Here is a 21670-nt window from a genome sequence, read left to right as displayed (position 1 = left end):
GCGACCCATGGCTAGTGAAATTCTGATTGTCGATGACGAAGCCGATATTCGGGATCTCGTCGCGGGCATTCTCGAAGACGAGGGGTTCGTCACAAGGACCGCACGCGACAGCGACTCGGCGCTCGCCGAGATCGCCAATCGCAGGCCGCATTTGGTGTTCCTCGACATCTGGCTGCAGGGCTCCAAGCTCGACGGCCTGCAGCTCTTGGAGCAGGTCAAGAAGGACAATGCCGACCTGCCGGTCGTGATGATCTCGGGCCACGGCAACATCGAGACCGCGGTCGCCGCGATCAAGCGCGGCGCCTATGACTTCATCGAGAAGCCGTTCAAGGCCGATCGCCTGATCCTGGTCGCCAATCGCGCACTGGAAAACTCGCGCCTCAAGCGCGAGGTCAAGGAGCTGAAGCAGCTCGCCCCGAGCGCAAGCCAGCTCGTCGGCCGCTCACCCAGCATGAACCAGCTGCGCCAGACCATCGAGCGCGCCGCCAAGGCCAACAGCCGCATCCTGATCGTCGGCCCCGCCGGCGCCGGCAAGGAGCTGACCGCGCGCACGCTGCATACGGCCTCGGGCCGCGCCGACGGTCCCTTCGTCGTCATCAACGCCGCCGCGATCACCCCCGAGCGGATGGAGCACGAGCTGTTCGGCATCGAGCAGTCCAACGGCGAGCAGCCGCGCAAGCCCGGTGCGCTCGAAGAGGCGCATGGCGGTACGCTGTTCATCGACGAGATCGCGGACATGCCGCGCGAGACCCAGAACAAGATCCTGCGCGTGCTGGTCGAGCAGTCGTTCCAGCGCGTCGGCGGCACCGCCAAGGTGCAGGTCGACGTGCGCATCATCTCCTCGACCGCGCGCAACCTGGAGGAGGAGATCGCGGCCGGCCATTTCCGCGAGGACCTCTATCATCGGCTCTCGGTGGTGCCGATCCGCGTGCCGGCGCTGTCGGAGCGTCGCGAGGACATTCCGGAGCTGATCGACTACTTCATGGAGCAGATCTCGGCCGGCAGCGGCCTGCCCAAGCGCCAGATCGGGCAGGACGCGATGGCGGTGCTGCAATCGCACGTCTGGCCCGGCAATGTGCGCCAGCTCCGCAACAATGTTGAACGAGTCATGATTCTGGCCGCAGGCGGCCCGGAGGTCATCATCACCGCCGACATGCTGCCGCAGGACGTCGGCTCGATGGTGCCGGCGATGCCGACCAGCAACAATGGCGAGCACATCATGGGCCTGCCGCTGCGCGAGGCGCGCGAAGTGTTCGAGCGCGACTATTTGATTGCACAGATCAGCCGTTTTTCAGGAAATATTTCTCGAACGGCTGAGTTCGTTGGCATGGAACGGTCGGCCCTGCACCGGAAGCTGAAGGCACTCGGAGTCGGCTGAAACGTTCCGAGTGAAGTGGATACCGGTCGGCATACAGAAAACGCCGCGACATCGCGGCCGCTCGTCAGGGATAAACGAGGAAAATCATCGATTTCCGTAGTTTTTCGGGGCAATAGAGCACGGGCTGCCGCGTGAAGCGGCTTGCCTAATAACCCGACCTGTCCTCTAATCGAACCGCTGTTCCTCCGAGGGGGATCTCATGAGGAGCGGCAACCGGAAGAGGCCCCGAATTTCACAAAGAGGGCCGCATCCGGCGCAATAAAAAGAAACTCAAAGCGAGAAAAAAACAATGGCGGCAGACCGCGCACAAAACCTGCAGGACACCTTCCTTAATCACGTTCGCAAAACCAAGACGCCACTGACGATCTTTCTGGTCAACGGAGTGAAGCTCCAGGGCATCGTGACCTGGTTCGACAATTTCTGTTTGCTGCTTCGGCGCGACGGTCACTCGCAGCTTGTCTACAAGCATGCGATCTCGACCATCATGCCGGGCGCGCCCATCCAGTTGTTCGAAGGCGGCGAGGATCAGCCGGCTTGAGAGTGATCTGATTGGAACCCCGGAATTTCGACGGGGACGCCGACCGTCCGCGGTCGGCAGGGGCTAAGCAGACGGGGCGGGTGCTTGTCATCGGTCCCTATTTGCGAGTGCGCGCGGGAAGTGCCGACGCGCAATCGGAAAGTTATGTCCAACGCGACGCCGAGGCCCGGCTTGATGAAGCCGCGGGCCTCGCGCGCGCGATCGACCTTGTCATCGCCGATGCGATCATCGCGCCGATCAGTCAGATCCGGCCCGCCACCTATATCGGGAAGGGCAAGGTCGAGGAGATCGCAGCGCTAGCCAAGAGCCTCGACGTCGAGCTCGTGGTGATGGATTGCGCGCTGGCGCCGATCCAGCAGCGCAATCTCGAGAAGGAGCTGCACGCCAAGGTGCTCGACCGCACCGGTCTCATCCTGGAAATCTTCGGCCGCCGCGCCAAGACCAAGGAGGGCTCGCTCCAGGTCGAGCTCGCGCATCTCAATTACCAGCGCTCGCGCCTGGTGCGATCCTGGACCCATCTCGAACGCCAGCGCGGCGGCTTTGGATTCATGGGCGGTCCCGGCGAGACCCAGATCGAGGCCGACCGCCGCCTGATCCAGGAGCGCATCACCAAGCTCGAGAGTGAGCTGAAGAAGGTGCAGGCGACGCGGCGGCTGCATCGCGCCGGACGGCAGCGCGTGCCGTATCGCGTGGTCGCGCTGGTCGGCTACACCAATGCCGGCAAGTCGACGCTGTTCAACCGCCTGACCCGCGCGGACGTGCAGGCCGCCGACATGCTGTTCGCAACCCTCGACCCGACCCTGCGCGCGCTCAACCTGCCGCATGGCGGCAAGGCGATGCTGTCCGACACCGTCGGCTTCATCTCCAACCTACCGACCCAGCTCGTCGCCGCCTTCCGCGCCACGCTGGAGGAGGTGCTGGAGGCCGACGTCATCCTGCATGTCCGCGACATCTCGCATGAGGATGCCGAGGCACAGCAGAGCGACGTCGACGCCGTGCTGCGCCAGCTCGGCATCAATCCCGATGACTCGGGCCGCATCATCGAGGTCTGGAACAAGATCGACCGTTACGACGTCCAGCAGCGCGAGGAGCTTCTGAACATCGCCGCCCGCAGGCCGGAGGATCATCCGGCGATGCTCGTCTCCGCCGTGTCGGGCGAGGGCATCGACGCACTGCTCGCCGCGATCGAGGAGCGCCTAGCCGCCAAGCGCACCACGCTCGATCTCTCCATCGACGCCGCCGACGGCGCCGGCATCAGCTGGCTGCACCGCAATTCCGAGGTGCTGGCGAAAGAGCTGCACGACGGCCGCTTCGACATGACCGTGCGGGTAGACGAGACCAAGCGGGATATCGTGGTGAACAGGTTCGACGCCGTGCCGCATCTGTCGGCCCCATAGTCGTCCTGGCGAATGCCAGGACCCATACCGCGTGATCTATCGAGGCAGGCGATCGCCGTACCGGCGAATATCAAACTTCGAGCCTTCGCCAAATTACCTTGTGGGGTAATGGGTCCTGGCTTTCGCCAGGACGACGGCGGCGGCGCATGTAGAAAGTCATCTGCACAGGTCGAGGCTCATGAACTGGTTGTGCGGGCTCGCCTGATAGTCGGCGAACGGCTCGCAGGATACGAAGCCGGCGCTGCGGTACAGCGCGATTGCAGGCGCATGTAGCGGTGCCGTGCCCGTCTCCAGGCTGAGGCGCCCATATCCTCGCTTGCGGCCCTCGGCAATGATGTGTTGCAGGATCGTGCGCCCGACACCGGTCCGCCGTGCAGTAGGTGCGGCGCGCATCGACTTCACCTCGCCATGCGTATCATCCAGCTGCTTCAGGGCGCCGAAGCCAGCTAGCACACCGTCCTGCCAGGCTGTCCAGAACGTCACGCTCGGAGCCGAAAGACCGCTCGCATCGAGCGCCTTCGCGTGTTCGCCCATGACGCTGCGGAGCTCCTCCAGATGATGCGTCAGCAACTCGGCGACGTGTGGCGCCTTCGGATCGTCCTGCCTGATGTCCACTGCGCGTCCTTATATCAGGTGGCGGTCTTCGCCGCATTCCACAGCGCGTCCATCTCCGGCAGCGAGGCCTGCTCGAGCGTCCGGCCCTGCGCCTCCAGCGCCTGCTCGATATAGGCAAAGCGCCGCTCGAACTTCGCGTTGGTCGCGCGCAGTGCGGCTTCCGGATCGGCATCGACGTGGCGGGCGAGGTTGACGAGGGCGAACATCAGATCGCCGGTCTCTTCGGCGATCTCCTGCTTGTCGTTGCGGTCGAGCGCAGCCTCGATCTCGTCGGCTTCCTCACGGATCTTTTGCAGGACCGCGCGCGGGTCGTTCCAGTCGAAGCCGACCGTGGAGGCCTTGCGCTGAAGCTCCATGGCGCGGGTCAAGGCGGGCTGGCCGGCCTTCACGCCTGCAAGCAGTGACTTATGCTCCGGCACGTCCTCTGGCGGCCGGCGTGCGGCGCGCTCGGCCTTCTCCTCCGCCTTGATCCGGTCCCAGACTTCCTTGACGTGGTGCGATGCCAGATTGCCGTCCTTGTCGGCAAAGACATGCGGATGACGCCGGATCATCTTGCGGGTGATGGCCTCGACGACATCTCCAAAAGCGAAGGCGTTCTGCTCTGACGCCATCTGGGCGTGGAACACGACCTGGAGCAGGAGATCGCCGAGCTCCTCTCTGAGATCGTCGAGATCGCCGCGGGTGATGGCGTCGACCACCTCATAGGCCTCCTCGATCGTGTAGGGCGCGATCGTCGCAAAATCCTGCTCGAGGTCCCAGGGGCAGCCGGTCACCGGCGTGCGCAGCGCCGCCATGATCTCGATCAGGCGGGAAATGTCGCGGGAAGGGGTCATTGCGGGGCAGTCTCCTGGGTCCAAAGCCTTATGCCAAAAGCGGGCCGCCGTTCCCAGCGCCGGCATACGGAACAGGCCAATTTCCACCGATTGGCGGGCGAGGTGCGCAGTGCTAAAGCGCGGGACATGAGTGACGCATTTTCCTCGCAAACCGCGCTGGTGCTGTTCTCCGGCGGCCAGGATTCCACCACCTGTCTCGCCTGGGCGCTGAACCGCTTTGCCCGCGTGGAGATGTTGGGGTTCGAGTACGGCCAGCGCCACGCCATTGAGCTCGCCTGCCGCGACCGCCTGTTCGACGGCATCAAGGGCCTGCGCGCCGATTGGGCCGCAAAGCTCGGCGAGAGCCATACGCTGTCGATCCCGACGCTGGCGGCGGTGTCGGAGACGGCGCTGACCCGCGATGTCGCGATCGCGATGGGGGCCGATGGCCTGCCCAACACGTTCGTGCCGGGCCGCAACCTCGTGTTCCTCACCTTCGCCGCCGCCCTGGCTTACCGGCGCGGCATCACCCACATCGTCGGCGGCATGTGCGAGACCGACTATTCCGGCTATCCCGATTGCCGCGACGAGACCATCCGCGCCATGCAGGCCGCGCTCTCGCTCGGCCTGGCCAGGCCCTTCGAACTGCACACGCCGCTGATGTGGATCGACAAGGCCGCGACCTGGAAGCTGGCGCATGATCTCGGCGGCGACGGGCTGGTCGACCTCATTCGCGAGCAGTCCCACACCTGCTATCTCGGCGAACGCGGCGCGCAGCACGACTGGGGATATGGGTGCGGGGAGTGCCCGGCCTGCAGTTTGCGGGCGAGGGGGTGGCGGGAGTATGTGGCGGGGAGGTAGGCGTCTCTCTCCGCCGTCATTGCGAGGAGCCCTTGCGACGAAGCAATCCAGACTGCCGCCGTGGAAGGATTCTGGATTGCTTCGCTGCGCTCGCAATGACGGGTGAGGCAGCTACCCCGCAAAATCCTCCGGCCTAAGCTCGATCGGCTTGCCGTGCGGCGTGCGATCCGCCGCGTGGTCCCAGGCGTCGCGATAGCGATGCAGCGTTTCCATCGAGGCGACGCCTTTCCGCGCGACGAGGCCCTCCAGCGTGGCAAGCCAGTGCAGATAGTAGGTCTCGCCCGTATCAGGATCACCAGCGGCCTGCGCACGCTTGATCTCGGAGGCCAAGGCTGCGGCCCATTCCGGCCAGGTGAACACACCACGCTCGTGGAGCGTCAACGCCATCGCGAACGCATGCGCCTCCCAGGGCGCGCGGAACACCGGGCCGTCGTCATCGCGGGGAATGCTTGGAATGGCCGCCGTCGCGGCGGCAGCAGCGCTACCACTCATTACGCCGGATCCAGATAGGGCTCGAACGCGTCGATCGAGACCTTCAGCGTCGGATCGCCGTCCTCGCCCCAGAGATCGCGGCCTTCGAACACGACCGTGTAGAGCCATTGCGGATTCTCGCCGAGCTCCATCGCCGCGGAATCCGGGAACACGTGGCAGCCGTGATTCAACTCGACCACGCCGACATGGCCGCGGACATAGCGCGGCAGCCGCGTGTGGGTCGCCGGATGGATGTTCTTGGCACGCACGCGGTCACCGATATTGAACTTGGCGGGGGCCGGGGCAGGGCGGGCGAACTTGCCACGCACCATTACGCGCTCGACGTTGGCGAGATCGAACTTGCCATGCTTGAGTGCCTTGGCCGGTTGCATCGCGTGACCGGCAGCAACTTCCTCCCTTGTGAGGTAGCCCTTCTCGATCAGCATCTCCTCGAGCCCGAGAAACCATTTCTTGTAATAAGAGCTCGAGAGATAGACGTGCGGCGGCAGCGTCTCGCGATAGAAGCGCGAGGTGTCGATGTTGAAGGCGCCGGCCGCGCCCATCGCGCGCACCATGGCCAGCACGCGCGACTCCCATTCCTCGTGAAACATCGGCTCGTTCGGCTCGGGCTCGACCTTGCCGAACCCGTCCATGCCGCCCATGTCGTGCACGCCGTTCATGACGGCGCTCCCGGCGTCCTGGGAAAGCCGGTCCCGATCATGGAATCGCGCGTGACGAGCTCGGCGAGCTGCTCCTCGCTCCAGCCTTCGGTGCCCGCGGGCCGCATCGGCAGCACCAGGAAGCGGGTCTCGGCTGTGGAGTCCCAGACCCGGATCTCGATGTCTTTCGGCAGGGTCACGTCGAAATCGGCGAGCACGCCGCGCGGGTCCTTCACTGCGCGCGAACGATAGGGCGCAGCCTTGTACCAGACCGGCGGCAGCCCCAGCATTTCCCAGGGGTAGCAGGAGCACAGCGTGCACACGACCATGTTGTGTCGCTCTGGCGTGTTCTCGACCACGACGAGATGATCGCCGACGCGGCTGACATGACCGAGCGTGCCGATCGCCTTGGAGCCATCCTCCAGCAGCGCCTGCTTGAACGCCGGATCGGTCCAGGCCTTGGCGACGACGCGCGCGCCGTTATGCGGGCCGATCTTGGTCTCGTAGGCCTGGATGATGGCATCGAGCGCGGCCGGCTCGACATAGCCTTTTTCGGTCAGGATCGTCTCGAGCGCGCGCACGCGCAGCTCGGTCTCGGACAGCTCGGAATGGTCGTGATCGTGGTCGTGATGATGCTCGCTCATGGCGCGAAGATAGTCCCAGAATCCGGGCCTTGTCGAGGCGAAGACTCTGCTAACATCGTGCCATGGGCTTGGCTGGACGAACGGGAATAACCGCAGCAATTGCGGCTCTTGTCGCACTTGCGGCGCAGGATGCGCGCGCCGCGAATGGCGCCTATGCGGTGGATGCCGCCGACATCTCCGAGGTCGGCTCCTGCAAGGTCGAAAGCTGGATGTCGGCGGCGAGCAACACCGATTTCCTGGCGGTCGCAAATCCCTCTTGCGTCGTCGATCCCTTCAGGCCGATCGAATTGAGCATGCAGACCATCCGTGGCCGCAGCGATGGCGACTGGAGCACGACGGTGGCCCCAAAAGCCAAGACGAATTTCATACCGACCGGGGTCGGGCGGTGGGGATTGTCGGCTTATGGCGGTGGCTCGTTCGACGTGGCGACCGGCGAGGCGCTGACCGCCTTTGCCGTCATACCTGCGACCTTTCGCCTGTCCGAGACCATGCGCGTCAACGTCAATGGCGGCTGGCTCTGGGATCGCACCGTCGATCGCCACTACCTGACCTACGGCATCGGCTTCGACTGGAAGTTCACCGACACGTTGCAGTGGACCATCGAGGCCTTTGGGCAGGCCGGCGCCGCCGAGTCCGCGAGCGTCGTGCAGCCGCGCTTTCAGACCGGCGTGCGCTACCGGCCGAACGAGATATTCTCCGTCGACGCGATCTACGGCCGCAACATCACCGGCGAGAACGCCAACTGGATCACCATCGGCACCACCATCCGATTTCCGGTCCACGGCAGTGAGCCGGAGCATCGGCGCACCGGGCATTTGTGAGCCCACGGAAAAATCGGGCGCGGAGCGACAGAACCCGAGTCTGGCCATTGATCGCGCTGCGGACAGTTCGTATACGCCGAGCTGGGACAAGAACGGCCCGGCCAACGGGCGCACGATGTGACGGCAATCGAGGGGAGGGCCCATGGCCGCTGGTTCGCAGGCGCCTGAAGCAAAAGGGTTTCGCTGGAAGCTGATCGCGCCGCTCGTGGTGTGGCTGGCGATCTATGTGTGGCCCGTGCCCACGGGGCTCAACGTCAATCAGTGGCACTATTTTGCCGTTTTCGCGGCCGTCATCACCGGGCTCATCCTGGAATCGATGCCGGTCGGCGCGGTCGGCTTCATCGGCCTGACGGTCGCAGGCGTCGCCGGCTATATCGATCCCGATCCCGGCAAATCGCTGCGCTGGATGCTGGCGGGTTTTGCCGAGAGCACGGTGTGGCTGATCGTCGGCGCCTTCGTGTTCTCGATCGGTTACCGCAAGAGCCAGCTCGGCCGGCGTATCGCGCTTGTGCTGGTGCAGCGGCTCGGCCGCAACACGCTCGGCCTCGGCTATGCGGTCGCGATGTCGGACTTCCTGCTCGCGCCGGCGACGCCCTCCAACACCGCGCGCAGCGGCGGCATCGTCTATCCCATCATCAGCAACATCCCGCGCATCTACGGCTCGGAGCCCGGTCCGACCGCCGGCAAGATCGGCACCTACGTGATGTGGACCGCCTTCGCCGCGACCGCGATCACCAGCTCGCTGTTCTTCACCGCGCTCGCGCCCAATGCGGCGGCGCTGGCGATCGCCAAGAAGACCGTCGGCGTCGAGGTGAGCTGGGCGCAATGGTTCATGGGCTTTGCCCCGCTCGGGCTTCTTCTCATGATCGTCGTGCCTCTGCTCAGCTATCTGGTCTGCCGGCCCGAGGTGAAGCGCAGCCCGGAGATCACCGAATGGGCGGCGAAGGAGCTCAGCGAGATGGGCCCGATGTCGCGCAACGAGTGGATCATGCTGGCCCTGATCGTGCTGGCGATGTTCCTGTGGATCGCGGGCTCGAGCCCGGACATCCACGTTCCCGGTATCGGCTCCAACTTCGTCAACGCCACCACCGTCGTGTTCATCGTGATCTCCCTGATGCTGGTGACCGGCGTGATCGAGTTCGCCGACATCGTCAGCGAGAAAAGCGCCTGGGAGGTGTTCTTCTATTTCACCTCGCTGCTGACGCTGGCCTCGGGCCTCAACGAGATCGGCTTCATCAAATGGTTCGCGACCGAATACGCAAAACCGCTCGCCGGGCTCTCGCCCTTTACCGCGATGCTGCTCCTGGTCGCGCTGTTCTTCTGGATCCACTATTTCTTCTCGAGCATCACCTCGCACGCCGCCGCCGTGCTGCCGGTGGTGCTCGCGGTCGGATCGGGCATCCCTGGTCTGCCGGTCACCACACTCGCGATGCTCTGCATGTATTCGCTCGGCCTGATGGGCGTGATCTCGCCTTATGCGACCGGGCCGGCGCCGATGTATTTCGGCAGCGGATATATCGGGAAGGGCCAGTTTTGGGGCTTTGGGCTGATCTTCGGGCTGCTCTATTTCGCCGGCCTGCTCTTGATTGTTCTGCCCTGGTTGCAGATGCGGTGAGCCGGGCGGGAGTCGGCGGAGGAATATTCTTCTCCGGGGAGGGATCGGGAAATCTTCGTCCAACTCCCGTCAAATATCTGAAATTGCAAGAAAGACCGGAAAAGGCGATGGTGCGTGCTGCGGTGCAGCGCGTTCCTTCCGGACCCTCGCCGACGTTTCACTCCCCGTCGCTCGATGCGACCCGGTTCCCGTGCCCCGGGGAACGCGAACTATTGTGCATGAAGGCCGCCGCCATGAACGCCCACCAATCGCTCGCGATCGGACAGCCGATCGACACGCTTGAAGCGATTTCACCCGCTGCGACCGAGCCGGACGCGATGGTCCGTTTCGAAAGCATCTCGAAGACCTATCCGGCCTATCGCGGCAAGCCCGGCGTCAACGCGCTGCAAAACATCGACTTCGCCATTCCGCGCGGTTCCATCACCGGTGTGATCGGCCGCTCCGGCGCCGGCAAGTCGAGCCTGGTGCGCCTGATCAACGGGCTGGAGAAGCCGACCACAGGCCGCGTGATCGTGGACAACAGGGACATCTCGGCCCTGGCTGGGCGCGAGTTGCGGCTGGCGCAGCGCTCGATCGGCATGATCTTCCAGCACTTCAACCTGCTGTCCTCGCGCACCGCGGCCGACAACATCGCGCTGCCGCTCGAGATCGCCGGCTGGGCCAGGGCCGATATCAAGGCCCGGGTGACCGAGCTGCTCGCGCTGGTCGGCATCGCGGACAAGCACGACCGCTACCCTTCCGAGCTCTCCGGCGGCCAGAAGCAGCGCGTCGGCATCGCGCGAGCCCTGGCGACGCGGCCGAGCGTGCTGCTGTCGGATGAGGCGACCTCGGCGCTCGACCCGCAGACCACGCGCGCGATCCTCGATCTGCTCGCCAACATCAACCGCGAGCTCGGGGTCACCATCGTGCTCATCACCCACGAAATGTCCGTGGTGCGCCAGCTCGCCAAGGAAGTGGTGGTGCTCGATGCCGGCCACGTCGTCGAGAGCGGCCATGTCGCCGACATCTTCACCCATCCCAGACATCCGATCACGCAGTCCTTCCTGGCCGAAGTGGTCGGCGACAGCCTGCCGGTCTCGCTGGCGAGCCGGATCGTGGCGGAGTCGCCCGCGGGCGGGCAGGCCGTGATCCGCGTGCAGGTGCGTGGGGCAGGGGCCGGCGACACGGTGGTGGCGCGGCTCGCGCGCGAGCTCGGCCTCGACGTCGCGCTGCTGTCGGCCCGCATCGACGAGATCGGCGGCCAGCATGTCGGCTCGCTCGTTCTCGGTGTCCCCGGCAGCGAGGACGTGCAGGCGCGGGTTCTCGCCTGGCTCTCTCAATATCAATTCTCGGCGGAGCATCTCGGCTATGTCGCCTGAACTCATCAATCTGATCATCCAGGCCACGGGTGAGAGCCTGTACATGGTCGGCATCGCGGCAGCTCTCGGCACCGCCTTCGGCCTGCCGCTCGGCGTCTTCCTCGCCACCAGCCGGAAGGGCGAGCTTTTCGCGGCGCCCGTCGTCAATCGTCTGCTCGGCGCCGTCGTCAATGCGACGCGCTCCACGCCCTTCATCATCCTGGTCGTCGCCATCATCCCGTTCACGCGGCTCGTCGCCGGCACCTCGATCGGCTCGACCGCGGCGATCGTGCCGCTGACCATCGCTTCGGCGCCGTTCATCGCACGCCTCGTCGAGGCTGCGATCCGCGAGGTCGATGGCGGTCTGATCGAGACCGCGTCCTCGTTCGGTGCATCCCCGCTCCAGATCGTGCTCAAGGTGCTGATCCCCGAGGCGCTGCCGGGCCTCTTGCTGGCGCTGACGCTCGCCGTGGTCAGCCTGCTCGGCTACTCCGCCATGGTCGGCGCGGTCGGCGGCGGCGGCCTTGGCGATCTCGGCATCCGTTACGGCTACCAGCGCTTCATGCCGGAGATGATGCTCGCCGTCGTGGTCGTGCTGATCGCGCTGGTGCAACTGGTCCAGAGCGCGGGCGATTATCTGGCGCGCCGGGTCAACCGCCGGCTGCGGCACCGCTGAACCCAACTTCTTCGAAACTGGAGACATCAATGCGTTTTCTCGCAACCCTTGCGGCTGCAGCCTTGCTTGCGACCTCGGCACATGCCGAAACCATCCGCGTCGGCGTCACCGCCGGTCCCCATGCCGAGATCCTTGATGTCGTGAAGAAGGTCGGCGCCGAGCGCGGCCTCGACATCAAGGTGGTCGAGTTCACCGACTACGTGATCCCGAACCAGGCGCTGGCGCTGAAGGACCTGGAAGCCAACTCGTTCCAGCATGAGCCCTACCTGAAGAACCAGATCTCCAAGACCGGCTGGAAGATCATCAAGGTCGCTAACACGATCGGCTCGCCGCAGGGCGTCTATTCGCAGAAATACAAGAAGCTTGCCGATCTGCCGGAAGGAGCGCGCGTCGCGATCGCCAACGATCCCTCCAACGGCGCGCGCGGCCTGATGATCCTGGCGCTGCATGGCGTGATCAAGCTGAAGGACCCGAACAACGTCTCTTCGACCATCGCCGACATCACCGACAACCCGAAGAAGCTCCGCTTCGTCGAGCTCGATGCCGCCCAGCTTCCGCGCGCGCTCCAGGACGTCGACGTCGTCTCGATCAACAACAATTACGCGGTGCAGGCCGGCCTCAATCCCGCGACCGACGCGATCGCGCGCGAAAACCCTGACGGACCCTGGGTCAACATCCTCGCCGTGCGCGAGGAGGACAAGGACAAGCCCTGGGTGAAGCAGCTGATCGAGGTCTATCACTCCGAACCCGTGAAGGCGTTTCTGGAGACGCGTTTCAAAGGCACGTATCTGCCGACCTGGTAAGGCCGAACGCGCGTCAGGCCGCCAGCCTGGCGCGCCGGAGCGTCTCCGAGGGCTTTTCGGAGAAGTGGCGCTTGTAGTCCAGCGAGAACTGGCTGAAGTGCCAGAAGCCGTGCTGCACGGCGATGTCGTAGATGGACGTCTCGGCGGCGCCGCCGGCGCGTTTCAGATCGCGCCGCACGCGGTTCAGCCGCATCGCGCGCCAATAGTGCATCGGGCTCGTGCCCAAGACCTCCTGAAAGCAATAGCCGAGCTTGCGCGGGCTGGCGCCGACAGCCTTGCAGACCTCAAGCAATGAGAGGGAGCGATCGGCGCTGCTATGCATCAGCTCGCGGGCGCGGTCGACTGTGCGCCGGCGCGCCGCTGAGCTGCGGCCGGGATCGGTCGGCCGCGCCGTCGGCAACATGTCCATGATCTCGACGAGGAGGGCTTCCTCCAGCGCCTGCCGTGCCGCGGGGTCGTCGAATTGCGCGGGAGCTGTCGTGATGGTCTCGTGAATGGCGGCGAGATGCGCGCGCAGCCGCGCCACCGGCGCCTCCGCCATCTCGATCACCCGCAACTGATTCCAGACGGCGCGCGGCAGCGCGATGTCGAGGCGGGCGGCAAGCTCCTCGATCAGCGCTGCGCTGGCGACGACGCCGCGTAGCTCGAACGCCTTCGGCGTGCACATATCGACCTCGGCGTCGATGCAGGCGATCACCTGGGCCCCAGCCACGCTCGCGCCGTTGCAATTGACCTCGCCGTCACCGTCCCAGGGCAGGCCGATGCCAAAACTGTCCGCGCCAAGCTGACCGTATTGGCGAACCTGCTGGCTCGTGATCTCGCGAAACACTTCGACGCGGGGCAAGGAGAGCTGGGTGAAGCTGCCCCGGAAGGCGCCGGCGCTGATCTGGTCGTAGCTCAGGTGCCAACGGCCGAGCGCGGCGCAATGCTCGTCGACATCCGTGCTGCTGGCCTGGAGCAGGCAGGCAGCCGAGTCCTGAATCGGAGGAGTTGCGCTTAAGGCCATGACGGTACGACGGAATTTGCCAGCCAAGAATTGGGCAATAACTGCGTCAAGACTGGCATGCCCCGCGCCGCTGTCCAGCAAAATATTGCGGGATTTCGATAACGCCTGACTGCGCCGCGGTGCAGGCTTCCCGTTCCGACATCGCAGTCGGGATTATGCTTCGCGGAGAGATCGAGATGCGACCGACCGATATCATGCGCGGCAGCCCGCCCGCACCCGAGGCCCTGGTGACCCGCGCCAACTGGCGCAGCTTTCCCGCGATCCGCTGGGGCTTCACCCACACCCGGGAAGTGCTGCCGACGGCCGAGGTCCGCCGCTCCACGCATCCGTCACCGATGCCAAGCGCACCGCGCGAGCTGCAAAAGCTCGGCTTCACCGCGCCGGACGGCAAGCCGACCACGATTGAAGCGACATTGCGCGAGACCTTCGCCGATACGCTGCTCGTGATGCACCGGGGCACCCTGATCCACGAATGGTACGGCGACGGCATGGGCGCGACCACGCCGCATCTGATCTGCTCCATAAGCAAGGCGATCGCCGGCACGCTCGGCGGCATTCTGGCCGCGAGGGGCCTGGTCGATCCGGACGCGAGGGTGCTGCGCTACGTGCCGGAGCTGGAAACCTCGGTCTATGCCGGCTGCACCGTCCGCAACCTGCTCGACATGGCCGTCGCCATCGAGTTCGAGGAGGATTACGAGGATCCCGCTGGCGACGTCGCGCGCTATCGCTTCTCCTCGGGCTGGGATGTGCCGCCTCCGGGCGTCGATCCCAGTCATCAGCGCGCCTATCTCACGACGCTGCGCGGCACCGGCAAGCCGCACGGCAAGGTGTTCCACTACGTCTCGACCAATACCGAAGTGCTCGGCTGGGTCTATGAGCGCGCCTGCGGCATGCCATACCATCGCATCCTCTCCGAATATCTCTGGCAGCCCTTGGGCGCGGAGGAGGACGGCTCCCTCACGCTCGACAGCCACGGCATGGGCCGCATCGCCGGCGGCATCTCCGTCACCGCACGCGACCTCATCCGCTTCGGCGAGATGATCCGCTGCCGCGGCGTGGTCGAGGGGCGGCAGGTGGTGCCCGGCTGGTGGATCGACGACATCCGCGAGAACGGCGATCCCAAGGCCTGGGCCGACGGCGACCTCGCCGAGTTCTTCCCAGGCGCGCGCTACCGCAGCAAATGGTTCACGATCGATCCGTCACGCAACGCGCTCACCGCGATCGGCATTCACGGCCAGCACCTCTATGTCGATCTCGACTCCGATACCGTCATCGTCAAGCTCGCGACGCAGCCCAAGGCGATGGACGTGCCGATCGATCAGCGCTGGTTTGCCGCCTTCAGCGCCATCACCGCGCATCTCGCCTGACTTTTGGACATGCCTATGCTCGATACCGTCAAAGCCAAACCGCAAGCGCAGGCTGCTGCGCCGCATCCGCTCGATCCGCTGACGGCTGTAGAGATCACCGCAGCCTGTATCCTGGTGCGTGCCGCCGCGACCTCACCGGAGAACTGCCGCTTCCCGACGGTACGGCTGGAAGAGCCGACCAAGCAGGAGCTGGCAGCAGGCGGGGCAGGGCGCCGCGCTTTCGTGCTGACGCTGGACGTGGCCACGGGCGAGGCGATCGAACACATCGTCGATCTCAGTCGTGGCGAGATCGTCGCACGAAAAATCATCCCGAACCGCGAGGCGCCCTACGGGCAGCCTCCGGTGATGCTGGAAGAGTTCTTCAAGTGTGAGGCCGTGGTGAAGGCCGACGCCAGATGGCGCGCGGCGATGGTCCGGCGCGGGCTCAGCGACAAGGACATCGAGCTGGTCCAGGTCGATCCGTTCTCGTCGGGCTTCTTCGACAAGGAGTTCGAGCGCGGCGCCCGCATCGTGCGGGCCGTCAGCTATTTTCGCGAGCACCTGCAGGACAACGGCTACGCCCATCCGATCGAGGGTGTGGTGGCCGTGGTCGACCTGATCGGTGGCAAGGTGATCGATCTCACCGACGAGGACCCGATCGTGCCGATCCCGCGCAAGAAGCGGAATTACGGCGCGCATGAAGTCCAAAACCCGCGCACCGACATCAAGCCGCTGCATATCGAGCAGCCGGAGGGTGCGAGCTTTCGCGTCGAGGGCTGGAAGGTCGACTGGCAGAAATGGAGCTTTCGCGTCGGCTTCACCCCGCGCGAGGGCCTGGTGCTGCATCAGCTCGCCTATCAGGACGGCGCGCGCAAGCGCTCGCTGATCCATCGCGCCAGCGTCACCGAGATGGTGGTGCCTTATGCCGATCCGACCGCGAACCATTTCTGGAAGTCGGCGTTCGATGCCGGCGAATACGGGCTCGGCATGCTCGCCAACGCGCTCGAGCTCGGCTGCGACTGCCTCGGCAACATCCATTATTTCGACGTGCCCGCCGCCGACAGCAAGGGCGAGCCCTTCGTCATGCAGAACGCTATCTGCATGCATGAAGAAGACTACGGAATTGCCTGGAAACACTACGAATTCCGCAATGGCCTGTTCGAGGTGCGCCGGTCCCGGCGGCTCGTGATCTCGTTCTTCGCGACCGTCGGCAATTACGACTACGGCTTCTACTGGTACCTCTACCAGGACGGCACGATCCAGCTCGAGACAAAACTCACCGGCATCATCCAGACCGCGGCCGTGCCATCAGGCGAAACGTACAGATGGGGCGGCATGGTCGACGACAATCTCGGCGGTCCCACGCACCAGCACTTCTTCAACGTGCGCCTGCACATGGACCTCGATGGCGGCGGCAACACCGTGACGGAGCACGACTTCGTGCCGCGCCCCTGGGGCCGCGACAATCCCCATGGCAACGTGTTCGACACCACGACGCGCGTGCTGTCGCGCGAGCGCGACGCCGCGGCGGTCGCCAATGGCGAGACCGGCCGGTTCTGGAAGATCAGCAATCCCAACGAGACCAATTCGGTCGGCAATGCGCCGGCCTACAAGCTCGTCGTCAATCCGAGCCCGCTGATGCTGGCGCAGGAGGGCAGCTATGTGCGCAAGCGTGGCGGCTTTGCCACCAAGCACGTCTGGGTGACGGCGTTCGACCCAGAGGAAAAATACGCCAGCGGCGACTATCCCAACGTCCATGCCGGCGGCGACGGCCTGCCGCGCTACGCCGCGCAGAACCGCAACATCGAGAATGCCGACATCGTGGTGTGGCACTCCTTCGGCCACACCCATGTCTGCAAGCCCGAGGATTTTCCGATCATGCCGGTCGAATATGCCGGCTTCATGCTGAAGCCGACCGGCTTCTTCGCCGCCAATGCGGCCTTCGACATCCCGCCGGAGCGCAACAGCCGCAGCGTGCTCGCGGGCGATGGGAAGGGCGCCGCCTCGTGCTGCGACAAGGACTAGCGGCGCGGTAGTCAGCCGGCCGCCAGTTCGGCGTCGCCGACGGGAGGCAGAGCGATCGACGCCGGGCCTGCGACCAGGCTGTCGAGGTCGACAAGCAGCAGATCGGCAATGTGCGTGAGCTGGTGGAGCGGGATGCTGATCTCACCGCGCTCGGCCCGCGACACATCTTGGGGTGAGATACCAATGAGGCTCGCCATCTGGCCCTCGGTGTAGCCACGCGCCTCGCGTGCGCTGCGGACTTGCGCGCCGATATGCCGCCGGTGCAACGCCTGCTCTTCCTCGGTCATCATCAGAGCCTGCTCGTCGAGGCTCGCAACGCCGTCCGCGAAGGCGACACCGAGCAGCCGCCGCTTCTGCCAGGCCACACGACAGGTCTTTCGCAAGCCATCGGCAAAGGTCAGCGTGGCCTGTTTGGGCAACGCCAGCGACCAGTCGAGCTTCAGCCTTGCTCCGGTGCCTGAGACGTCCGCGATCGTGCAGGGGATGCTGACGGCGCCCCTGGCGCCGTCAAACTCGACGAGCCCCGTCCTCGCGGTCGATTGCCTGATCGCAGCGCGCAATTCGCTCATGGACGTCGCCCCCGGATGCGCCGGCACAGAACGTTGCGGCACGGTCTGCAATGCAAATGAAATATCCCGCAACAGATTCTACCCCCACGGTTCCTCAGGCTCAATCGAGCGCCGAGGCCATGGTAAAGGATTCGTTCTCCGCGCCGCTTGCGATGTCATTGGTGCTCGCGCTTCGTCGCGTCGACCACAGTCGCCTAGAAGGATTCCAAATCCGCTCTCTCTGCGCCTGAGCGCATTCGCCGCACATGCTGCGCACAGGTCTGGAGAAGTTCTAACCCGGTTCCTATCGCGCTCCGAAATCGCCTGCGTTAGGGCGGGGCATCAAAAACGATACCGGCGAAGCCGGCAGTGCGTGGGGCTGCTAAGACGTGACTGACTTCCAACTTCCTGCGCGTTTTCGAACGCGCCATCGACAGCTTCAGGTGCTCTTCTTCGGAGCCGTCAGCTCAGCGGCTCTCCTCCTTTCCCTTGGTCCCGTGCAGGTGCAGGCGCAGACGCAAATTCCCTCGGTCACCGTTGACGCGCCGGCCCAGCGCGCACGTCCTGCGGCGACCGCGGCCTCGCGACGATCGGCATCGACGCGCACCTTCCGCGCCAATCGTCGTGCTCCTGCGCTGCAGGCCGCGCCGGCCCAGTCGGCGTCGAATGGCGCGACGGGCGAACGCGCCGGCGGACCTGTGCGCGGCTTCGTCGCCACGCGCAGCAGCACCGCCACCAAGACCGACACGCCGCTGATCGAGACCCCCCAATCGATCTCCGTCGTCACCACCGACCAGATCAGGAATCAGGGCGCGGTCTCGATCGGCGAGGCGCTGCGCTACACGGCCGGCGTCAGCGGCGACGTCAATGGCGGCTCGGACACCCGCTTCGGCGGTCTCCAGATCCGCGGCTTCGACATGACCATGCCGGGCCTCTACATCGACGGCCTGCGAATCCCCTCCAGCAACTACGTGCATTTCAACGGGCTCGATCCCTACGGTGCCGAACGCCTCGAGATTCTCAAAGGACCGTCTTCCGCGATGTATGGCGGCAGCGGCACCGGCGGCCTGCTCAACTACGTGACAAAACTGCCGACGGCGCAGCAGCTCGGCGAGGTCTCGATCTCCGGCGGCAGCTTCAACCGATATCAAGGCCAGTTCGACATGGGCGGCCCGGCCAACAAGGAAGGCACCGTGCTGTGGCGCCTGACCGGCGTCGTGCGCGACGGCGAGACCCAGGTCGACTTCAGCAAGGACAACCGCGTCTTCATCGCGCCCGCCGTCACCTTCAAGCCGAACGAGGACACGACCCTCACCGTGCTCGCCAACTATCAGAGGGATCGGGCAGGGTGGGGACTCCAGTTCCTGCCGGCCTCCGGCACGGTCTGGCCGAACAACGGCCGCACCATTCCGGTCTCGTTCTTCGCGGGCGTGCCGAGCTTCGACGCCTTCAACACCGAGATCGCGACCGCCGGCTACCAGCTCTCGCACGATTTCACCGACAACATCACGTTCCGCCAGAATCTGCGCTACGCCTACCAGCACAATGAGGAGAAGGTGTTTTACGGCGGCGGCTATACCGACGAGGCGGCGGGGCAGCTCGCGCGCTATGGCAGCTACAGCAACTCCTACATCAACTCCTTTGCGGTGGATAACCAGCTCCAGGGCAAGTTCACGACCGGAATCCTGAGCCACACCACGCTGGTCGGGGTCGACTATCGCAACACCACGTTCCGCGACACCGCCTTTGGCGTCACGACGTCGGCGCCCACGGTCAACGTCTTCAACCCGGTGTACAGCTACGACTACGCTGTGGACGCCGTGGCCAGCGACAAGACCGGCGTCAAGCAGTCGCAGGTCGGCCTCTATGCGCAGGACCAGATCAAGCTCGGCCGGCTGTCGTTCCAACTTGGTGGCCGCCAGGATTTCGTGACGACGCAGGTCGACAACGGAATCGCCAACACGTCGGTCTCAAAGGATGCCTCGGCCTTCACCGGCCGCGCCGCGGTGATGTACAATTTCGACAACGGCATCGCGCCTTACTTCAGCTATTCGGAATCGTTCCTGCCGGTGCTGGCGACAGGTTTTGGCGGACAGATGCTCAATCCCGAGACGGGCGTCCAATACGAAGTGGGCGTCAAGTACCAGCCACTCGGCTGGAACGCGCTGTTCACCTTCGCTGCCTTCGACCTGACGCGCGACAACGTCGTCACCTACGTGCCTGCAGCGACCTATGCCGAACAAACCGGGCAGGTGAAATCGCGCGGCATCGAGCTCGAAGGCACGATGTCGCTCGCCGACGGCTGGAACCTGCGTGCGGCCTATGCCTATGTCGATGCCATGGTGACGCAGGATCCGGTCAATGTCGGCAAGGCGCCGGTCACCGTGCCGCTCAATCGCGCCTCGCTGTGGAGCGATTATACGCTCCAGAACGGGGTGCTGGCGGGCCTGCAGTTCGGCGGCGGCATTCGTTATGTCGGCGCGACCTGGGGCGATGACGCCAACACGTTCAAGGTGGGAGCCTCGACCGTGCTGGATGCGCTGCTTGCCTACACCAGGGACAATTGGCGCCTGTCGCTGAATGTCACCAACCTCGCCGACACCCGCTACGTCGCCGCCTGCTACAACCTGTCGGGCTGTTTCTACGCGGAGGGACGTAAGGCGATCGGCAAGCTGACGTACCGCTGGTGAGTTCGAACTGAAGATGGTCCGGCAATGGGGAGCCGGACCTGCTGGATGAGAGAAGACGATGAGAGCAATATTCGGCAAACTACATCGCTGGGCGGGATTGCTCACGGCCGGATTCCTGTTCTTCTCCGGCATCACGGGCGCGATCATCTCCTGGGACCATGAGATCGACGATGTCCTGAACAGCCATCTGTTCGATGTCTCGACCAAGGGCCCGGCCATCCCTTCGATCGAGCTCGCCAAGATGATCGAGCAGCGCGATCCTCGTGCGCGCGTCGTGTATCTCTTCATGACGCCGGAGGAGGGCCACTCGCTGTGGTTCTTCATCATGCCGCGGATCGATCCCACGACCGGCAAGCGCTATCCGCTCGACTACAACCAGGTCTTCCTCGATCCCAACACCGGCGTGGAGCTCGGACGCCGCTATTGGGGCGCGGTGTGGCCGGTCACGCGAGAGAACTTCGTCTCGTTCCTGTACAAGCTGCACTACACCATGCACATCCCGGAATTCTGGGGCAGCGACCGCTGGGGCATGCGCGTGCTCGGCGTGATCGCCATCATCTGGACCATCGACTGCTTCGTCGGTTTCTATCTGACGCTGCCCTCGCGGCGACGCGCCAAGGCGGCGCGGGCGCCCGAGGTCACGCGACAGCTCGACCGCGGCTTCTGGGCGCGCTGGGCGCCGGCCTGGACCATCAAGACCTCCGGCAGCGCCTACCGGATCAATTTCGACATCCACCGCGCCTTCAGCCTGTGGACCTGGGGCGTCTTGTTCATCATCGCCTTCACGGCATTCTCGCTGAACCTCTATTTCGAGGTGTTCTCGCCGCTGATGAAGATGGTGTCGAACTACACGCCGACACCTTATGAGCAGCGGCCCTATCGCGATCTCGATAACCCGATCGAGCCCAGGATGACGTTCGCCGAGATCGCCGCCCGCGCGGCCGCCGACGGTAAGGCGCGTGGCTGGACCACCCCGGTCGGCGCGCTCAGCTATGGCCCGGCCCATGGCGTCTACGCCGCCGCCTTCTTTCAACCCGGCGACGATCACGGCGCCGGCGGTGTCGGCCCGGCGCAGCTCTATTACGACAGCGAGGACGGCCGTCCGATCGGCGAGCGGCTGCCCTGGGTCGGCACCGCCGCCGACATCTTCGTGCAGGCGCAGTTTCCGCTGCATTCAGGCCGCATCGTCGGACTGCCCGGCCGCATCCTGATCTCGGTCATGGGCCTCGTCGTGGCCGCGCTCTCGGTCACCGGGGTCGTGATCTGGTGGCGCAAGCGCCGCGCCCGTGTCCGCGTGCGCGAGACCGCTGCGCTGCGCCTCAACCGGCAGCTCACGCCCGCAGAGTAGGGCGCCGGGCAAGTCTGTCCGGGCCCACCAATGCGTTCAAATAAAAGTTGTGACGCGGCGCGGCTTTCCGTAAGGTTGCA

20 protein-coding genes are annotated in these 21670 nt (G+C 65.0%); 13 read left to right on the top strand and 7 right to left on the bottom strand.

Going from position 1 to position 21670, the window contains the following annotated elements:
* Positions 1–7: 7 nt before the first annotated feature.
* The 3 genes from QA649_RS24205 to hflX all read left to right on the top strand — a co-directional run bounded on the left by QA649_RS24205 (position 8) and on the right by hflX (position 3313).
* Positions 8–1378 carry a sigma-54 dependent transcriptional regulator gene (locus QA649_RS24205; RefSeq protein WP_232957050.1) on the top strand — a complete coding sequence of 457 codons (1371 nt, stop codon included), beginning with the start codon at positions 8–10 and terminating at the stop codon, positions 1376–1378.
* 289 nt (positions 1379–1667) lie between these two features.
* The gene (gene hfq / locus QA649_RS24200) at positions 1668–1916 is read left to right on the top strand and encodes an RNA chaperone Hfq (RefSeq protein ID WP_007591126.1); all 249 of its coding nucleotides are present in this window, start codon (positions 1668–1670) and stop codon (positions 1914–1916) included.
* A gap of 11 nt (positions 1917–1927) precedes the next feature.
* Positions 1928–3313 carry a GTPase HflX gene (gene hflX, locus QA649_RS24195; RefSeq protein WP_283019396.1) on the top strand — a complete coding sequence of 462 codons (1386 nt, stop codon included), beginning with the start codon at positions 1928–1930 and terminating at the stop codon, positions 3311–3313.
* 156 nt (positions 3314–3469) lie between these two features.
* On the opposite strand, the gene QA649_RS24190 is transcribed toward hflX, so the two are convergent.
* Both QA649_RS24190 and mazG read right to left on the bottom strand, forming a co-directional pair.
* Positions 3470–3928, bottom strand: a complete 459-nt coding sequence (locus tag QA649_RS24190) for a GNAT family N-acetyltransferase (protein WP_283019395.1) — start codon at positions 3926–3928, stop codon at positions 3470–3472.
* A 14-nt stretch (positions 3929–3942) separates the two neighbouring features.
* A complete protein-coding gene (mazG, locus tag QA649_RS24185) occupies positions 3943–4761 on the bottom strand; it encodes a nucleoside triphosphate pyrophosphohydrolase (protein ID WP_283019394.1) in 819 nt (272 codons plus the stop codon).
* A 126-nt stretch (positions 4762–4887) separates the two neighbouring features.
* Here mazG and queC point away from each other — a divergent pair, with 126 nt between their 5' ends.
* Positions 4888–5601: a 7-cyano-7-deazaguanine synthase QueC gene (queC, locus tag QA649_RS24180; RefSeq protein WP_283019393.1), complete on the top strand. Its 714-nt coding sequence runs from the start codon at positions 4888–4890 to the stop codon at positions 5599–5601.
* A 111-nt stretch (positions 5602–5712) separates the two neighbouring features.
* Here queC and QA649_RS24175 read toward each other — a convergent pair whose 3' ends face one another.
* Genes QA649_RS24175 through nthA form a run of 3 tightly spaced genes read right to left on the bottom strand, consistent with a single transcriptional unit; the run spans position 5713 to position 7375 of the window.
* Complete coding sequence (locus QA649_RS24175; protein ID WP_283019392.1) at positions 5713–6093, bottom strand: nitrile hydratase accessory protein; 381 nt, start codon at positions 6091–6093, stop codon at positions 5713–5715.
* Positions 6093–6752: a nitrile hydratase subunit beta gene (gene nthB / locus QA649_RS24170; protein ID WP_283019391.1), complete on the bottom strand. Its 660-nt coding sequence runs from the start codon at positions 6750–6752 to the stop codon at positions 6093–6095. The genes QA649_RS24175 and nthB overlap by 1 nt, the downstream gene beginning before the upstream one ends.
* A complete protein-coding gene (gene nthA / locus QA649_RS24165) occupies positions 6749–7375 on the bottom strand; it encodes a nitrile hydratase subunit alpha (RefSeq protein ID WP_283019390.1) in 627 nt (208 codons plus the stop codon). The genes nthB and nthA overlap by 4 nt, the downstream gene beginning before the upstream one ends.
* Positions 7376–7437: 62 nt before the next feature.
* Here nthA and QA649_RS24160 point away from each other — a divergent pair, with 62 nt between their 5' ends.
* From QA649_RS24160 to QA649_RS24140, 5 genes are all read left to right on the top strand, one after another.
* The gene (locus QA649_RS24160) at positions 7438–8196 is read left to right on the top strand and encodes a hypothetical protein (RefSeq protein ID WP_283019389.1); all 759 of its coding nucleotides are present in this window, start codon (positions 7438–7440) and stop codon (positions 8194–8196) included.
* A 142-nt stretch (positions 8197–8338) separates the two neighbouring features.
* Complete coding sequence (locus QA649_RS24155; protein WP_283019388.1) at positions 8339–9811, top strand: DASS family sodium-coupled anion symporter; 1473 nt, start codon at positions 8339–8341, stop codon at positions 9809–9811.
* A gap of 233 nt (positions 9812–10044) precedes the next feature.
* Positions 10045–11169 carry a methionine ABC transporter ATP-binding protein gene (locus QA649_RS24150; RefSeq protein ID WP_283019387.1) on the top strand — a complete coding sequence of 375 codons (1125 nt, stop codon included), beginning with the start codon at positions 10045–10047 and terminating at the stop codon, positions 11167–11169.
* Positions 11159–11824: a methionine ABC transporter permease gene (locus QA649_RS24145; protein WP_283019386.1), complete on the top strand. Its 666-nt coding sequence runs from the start codon at positions 11159–11161 to the stop codon at positions 11822–11824. The genes QA649_RS24150 and QA649_RS24145 overlap by 11 nt, the downstream gene beginning before the upstream one ends.
* A 29-nt stretch (positions 11825–11853) precedes the next feature.
* A complete protein-coding gene (locus tag QA649_RS24140) occupies positions 11854–12627 on the top strand; it encodes a MetQ/NlpA family ABC transporter substrate-binding protein (protein WP_283019385.1) in 774 nt (257 codons plus the stop codon).
* 13 nt (positions 12628–12640) lie between these two features.
* Here the strand turns inward: QA649_RS24140 and QA649_RS24135 are convergent, their stop codons facing one another.
* A complete protein-coding gene (locus QA649_RS24135) occupies positions 12641–13633 on the bottom strand; it encodes a helix-turn-helix domain-containing protein (protein ID WP_283019384.1) in 993 nt (330 codons plus the stop codon).
* Positions 13634–13809: 176 nt separating this feature from the next.
* Between QA649_RS24135 and QA649_RS24130 the strand changes: the two genes are divergently transcribed.
* Together QA649_RS24130 and QA649_RS24125 are read left to right on the top strand one after the other, a co-directional pair.
* A complete protein-coding gene (locus QA649_RS24130) occupies positions 13810–15000 on the top strand; it encodes a serine hydrolase (protein ID WP_283019383.1) in 1191 nt (396 codons plus the stop codon).
* A 15-nt stretch (positions 15001–15015) separates the two neighbouring features.
* Positions 15016–17004 (top strand): primary-amine oxidase, encoded by a 1989-nt coding sequence (locus tag QA649_RS24125; protein ID WP_283019382.1) that lies wholly within the window; start codon positions 15016–15018, stop codon positions 17002–17004.
* Between the two features lie 11 nt (positions 17005–17015).
* On the opposite strand, the gene QA649_RS24120 is transcribed toward QA649_RS24125, so the two are convergent.
* Positions 17016–17573, bottom strand: coding sequence for a helix-turn-helix transcriptional regulator (locus QA649_RS24120; RefSeq protein ID WP_283019381.1), 558 nt, complete (start codon positions 17571–17573; stop codon positions 17016–17018).
* A 677-nt stretch (positions 17574–18250) separates the two neighbouring features.
* Here QA649_RS24120 and QA649_RS24115 point away from each other — a divergent pair.
* Both QA649_RS24115 and fsrB read left to right on the top strand, forming a co-directional pair.
* On the top strand, positions 18251–20242 hold the full coding sequence (locus tag QA649_RS24115) for a TonB-dependent siderophore receptor (protein ID WP_283026086.1): 1992 nt from the start codon (positions 18251–18253) through the stop codon (positions 20240–20242).
* Positions 20243–20300: 58 nt separating this feature from the next.
* Complete coding sequence (fsrB, locus tag QA649_RS24110) at positions 20301–21590, top strand: siderophore utilization protein FsrB (protein WP_283019380.1); 1290 nt, start codon at positions 20301–20303, stop codon at positions 21588–21590.
* Positions 21591–21670: the final 80 nt, after the last annotated feature.

The organism is Bradyrhizobium sp. CB1717 (genome assembly GCF_029714325.1).
In the GTDB taxonomy this organism is placed as follows: domain Bacteria; phylum Pseudomonadota; class Alphaproteobacteria; order Rhizobiales; family Xanthobacteraceae; genus Bradyrhizobium.
Note: the sequence above shows the minus strand (reverse complement) of the source record. Positions and strands in the feature narration are given on the sequence as shown.

Coding starts and splice junctions, on each gene's coding strand:
- QA649_RS24160 (WP_283019389.1), top strand. CDS start 7,438: ATGGGCTTGGCTGGACGAACGGGAATAACCGCAGCAATTGCGGCTCTT.
- QA649_RS24135 (WP_283019384.1), bottom strand. CDS start 13,633: ATGGCCTTAAGCGCAACTCCTCCGATTCAGGACTCGGCTGCCTGCCTG.
- QA649_RS24140 (WP_283019385.1), top strand. CDS start 11,854: ATGCGTTTTCTCGCAACCCTTGCGGCTGCAGCCTTGCTTGCGACCTCG.
- nthA (WP_283019390.1), bottom strand. CDS start 7,375: ATGAGCGAGCATCATCACGACCACGATCACGACCATTCCGAGCTGTCC.
- QA649_RS24125 (WP_283019382.1), top strand. CDS start 15,016: ATGCTCGATACCGTCAAAGCCAAACCGCAAGCGCAGGCTGCTGCGCCG.
- QA649_RS24205 (WP_232957050.1), top strand. CDS start 8: ATGGCTAGTGAAATTCTGATTGTCGATGACGAAGCCGATATTCGGGAT.
- QA649_RS24155 (WP_283019388.1), top strand. CDS start 8,339: ATGGCCGCTGGTTCGCAGGCGCCTGAAGCAAAAGGGTTTCGCTGGAAG.
- QA649_RS24145 (WP_283019386.1), top strand. CDS start 11,159: ATGTCGCCTGAACTCATCAATCTGATCATCCAGGCCACGGGTGAGAGC.
- hfq (WP_007591126.1), top strand. CDS start 1,668: ATGGCGGCAGACCGCGCACAAAACCTGCAGGACACCTTCCTTAATCAC.
- nthB (WP_283019391.1), bottom strand. CDS start 6,752: ATGAACGGCGTGCACGACATGGGCGGCATGGACGGGTTCGGCAAGGTC.
- mazG (WP_283019394.1), bottom strand. CDS start 4,761: ATGACCCCTTCCCGCGACATTTCCCGCCTGATCGAGATCATGGCGGCG.
- queC (WP_283019393.1), top strand. CDS start 4,888: ATGAGTGACGCATTTTCCTCGCAAACCGCGCTGGTGCTGTTCTCCGGC.
- fsrB (WP_283019380.1), top strand. CDS start 20,301: ATGAGAGCAATATTCGGCAAACTACATCGCTGGGCGGGATTGCTCACG.
- QA649_RS24120 (WP_283019381.1), bottom strand. CDS start 17,573: ATGAGCGAATTGCGCGCTGCGATCAGGCAATCGACCGCGAGGACGGGG.
- QA649_RS24175 (WP_283019392.1), bottom strand. CDS start 6,093: ATGAGTGGTAGCGCTGCTGCCGCCGCGACGGCGGCCATTCCAAGCATT.
- QA649_RS24150 (WP_283019387.1), top strand. CDS start 10,045: ATGAACGCCCACCAATCGCTCGCGATCGGACAGCCGATCGACACGCTT.
- QA649_RS24130 (WP_283019383.1), top strand. CDS start 13,810: ATGCGACCGACCGATATCATGCGCGGCAGCCCGCCCGCACCCGAGGCC.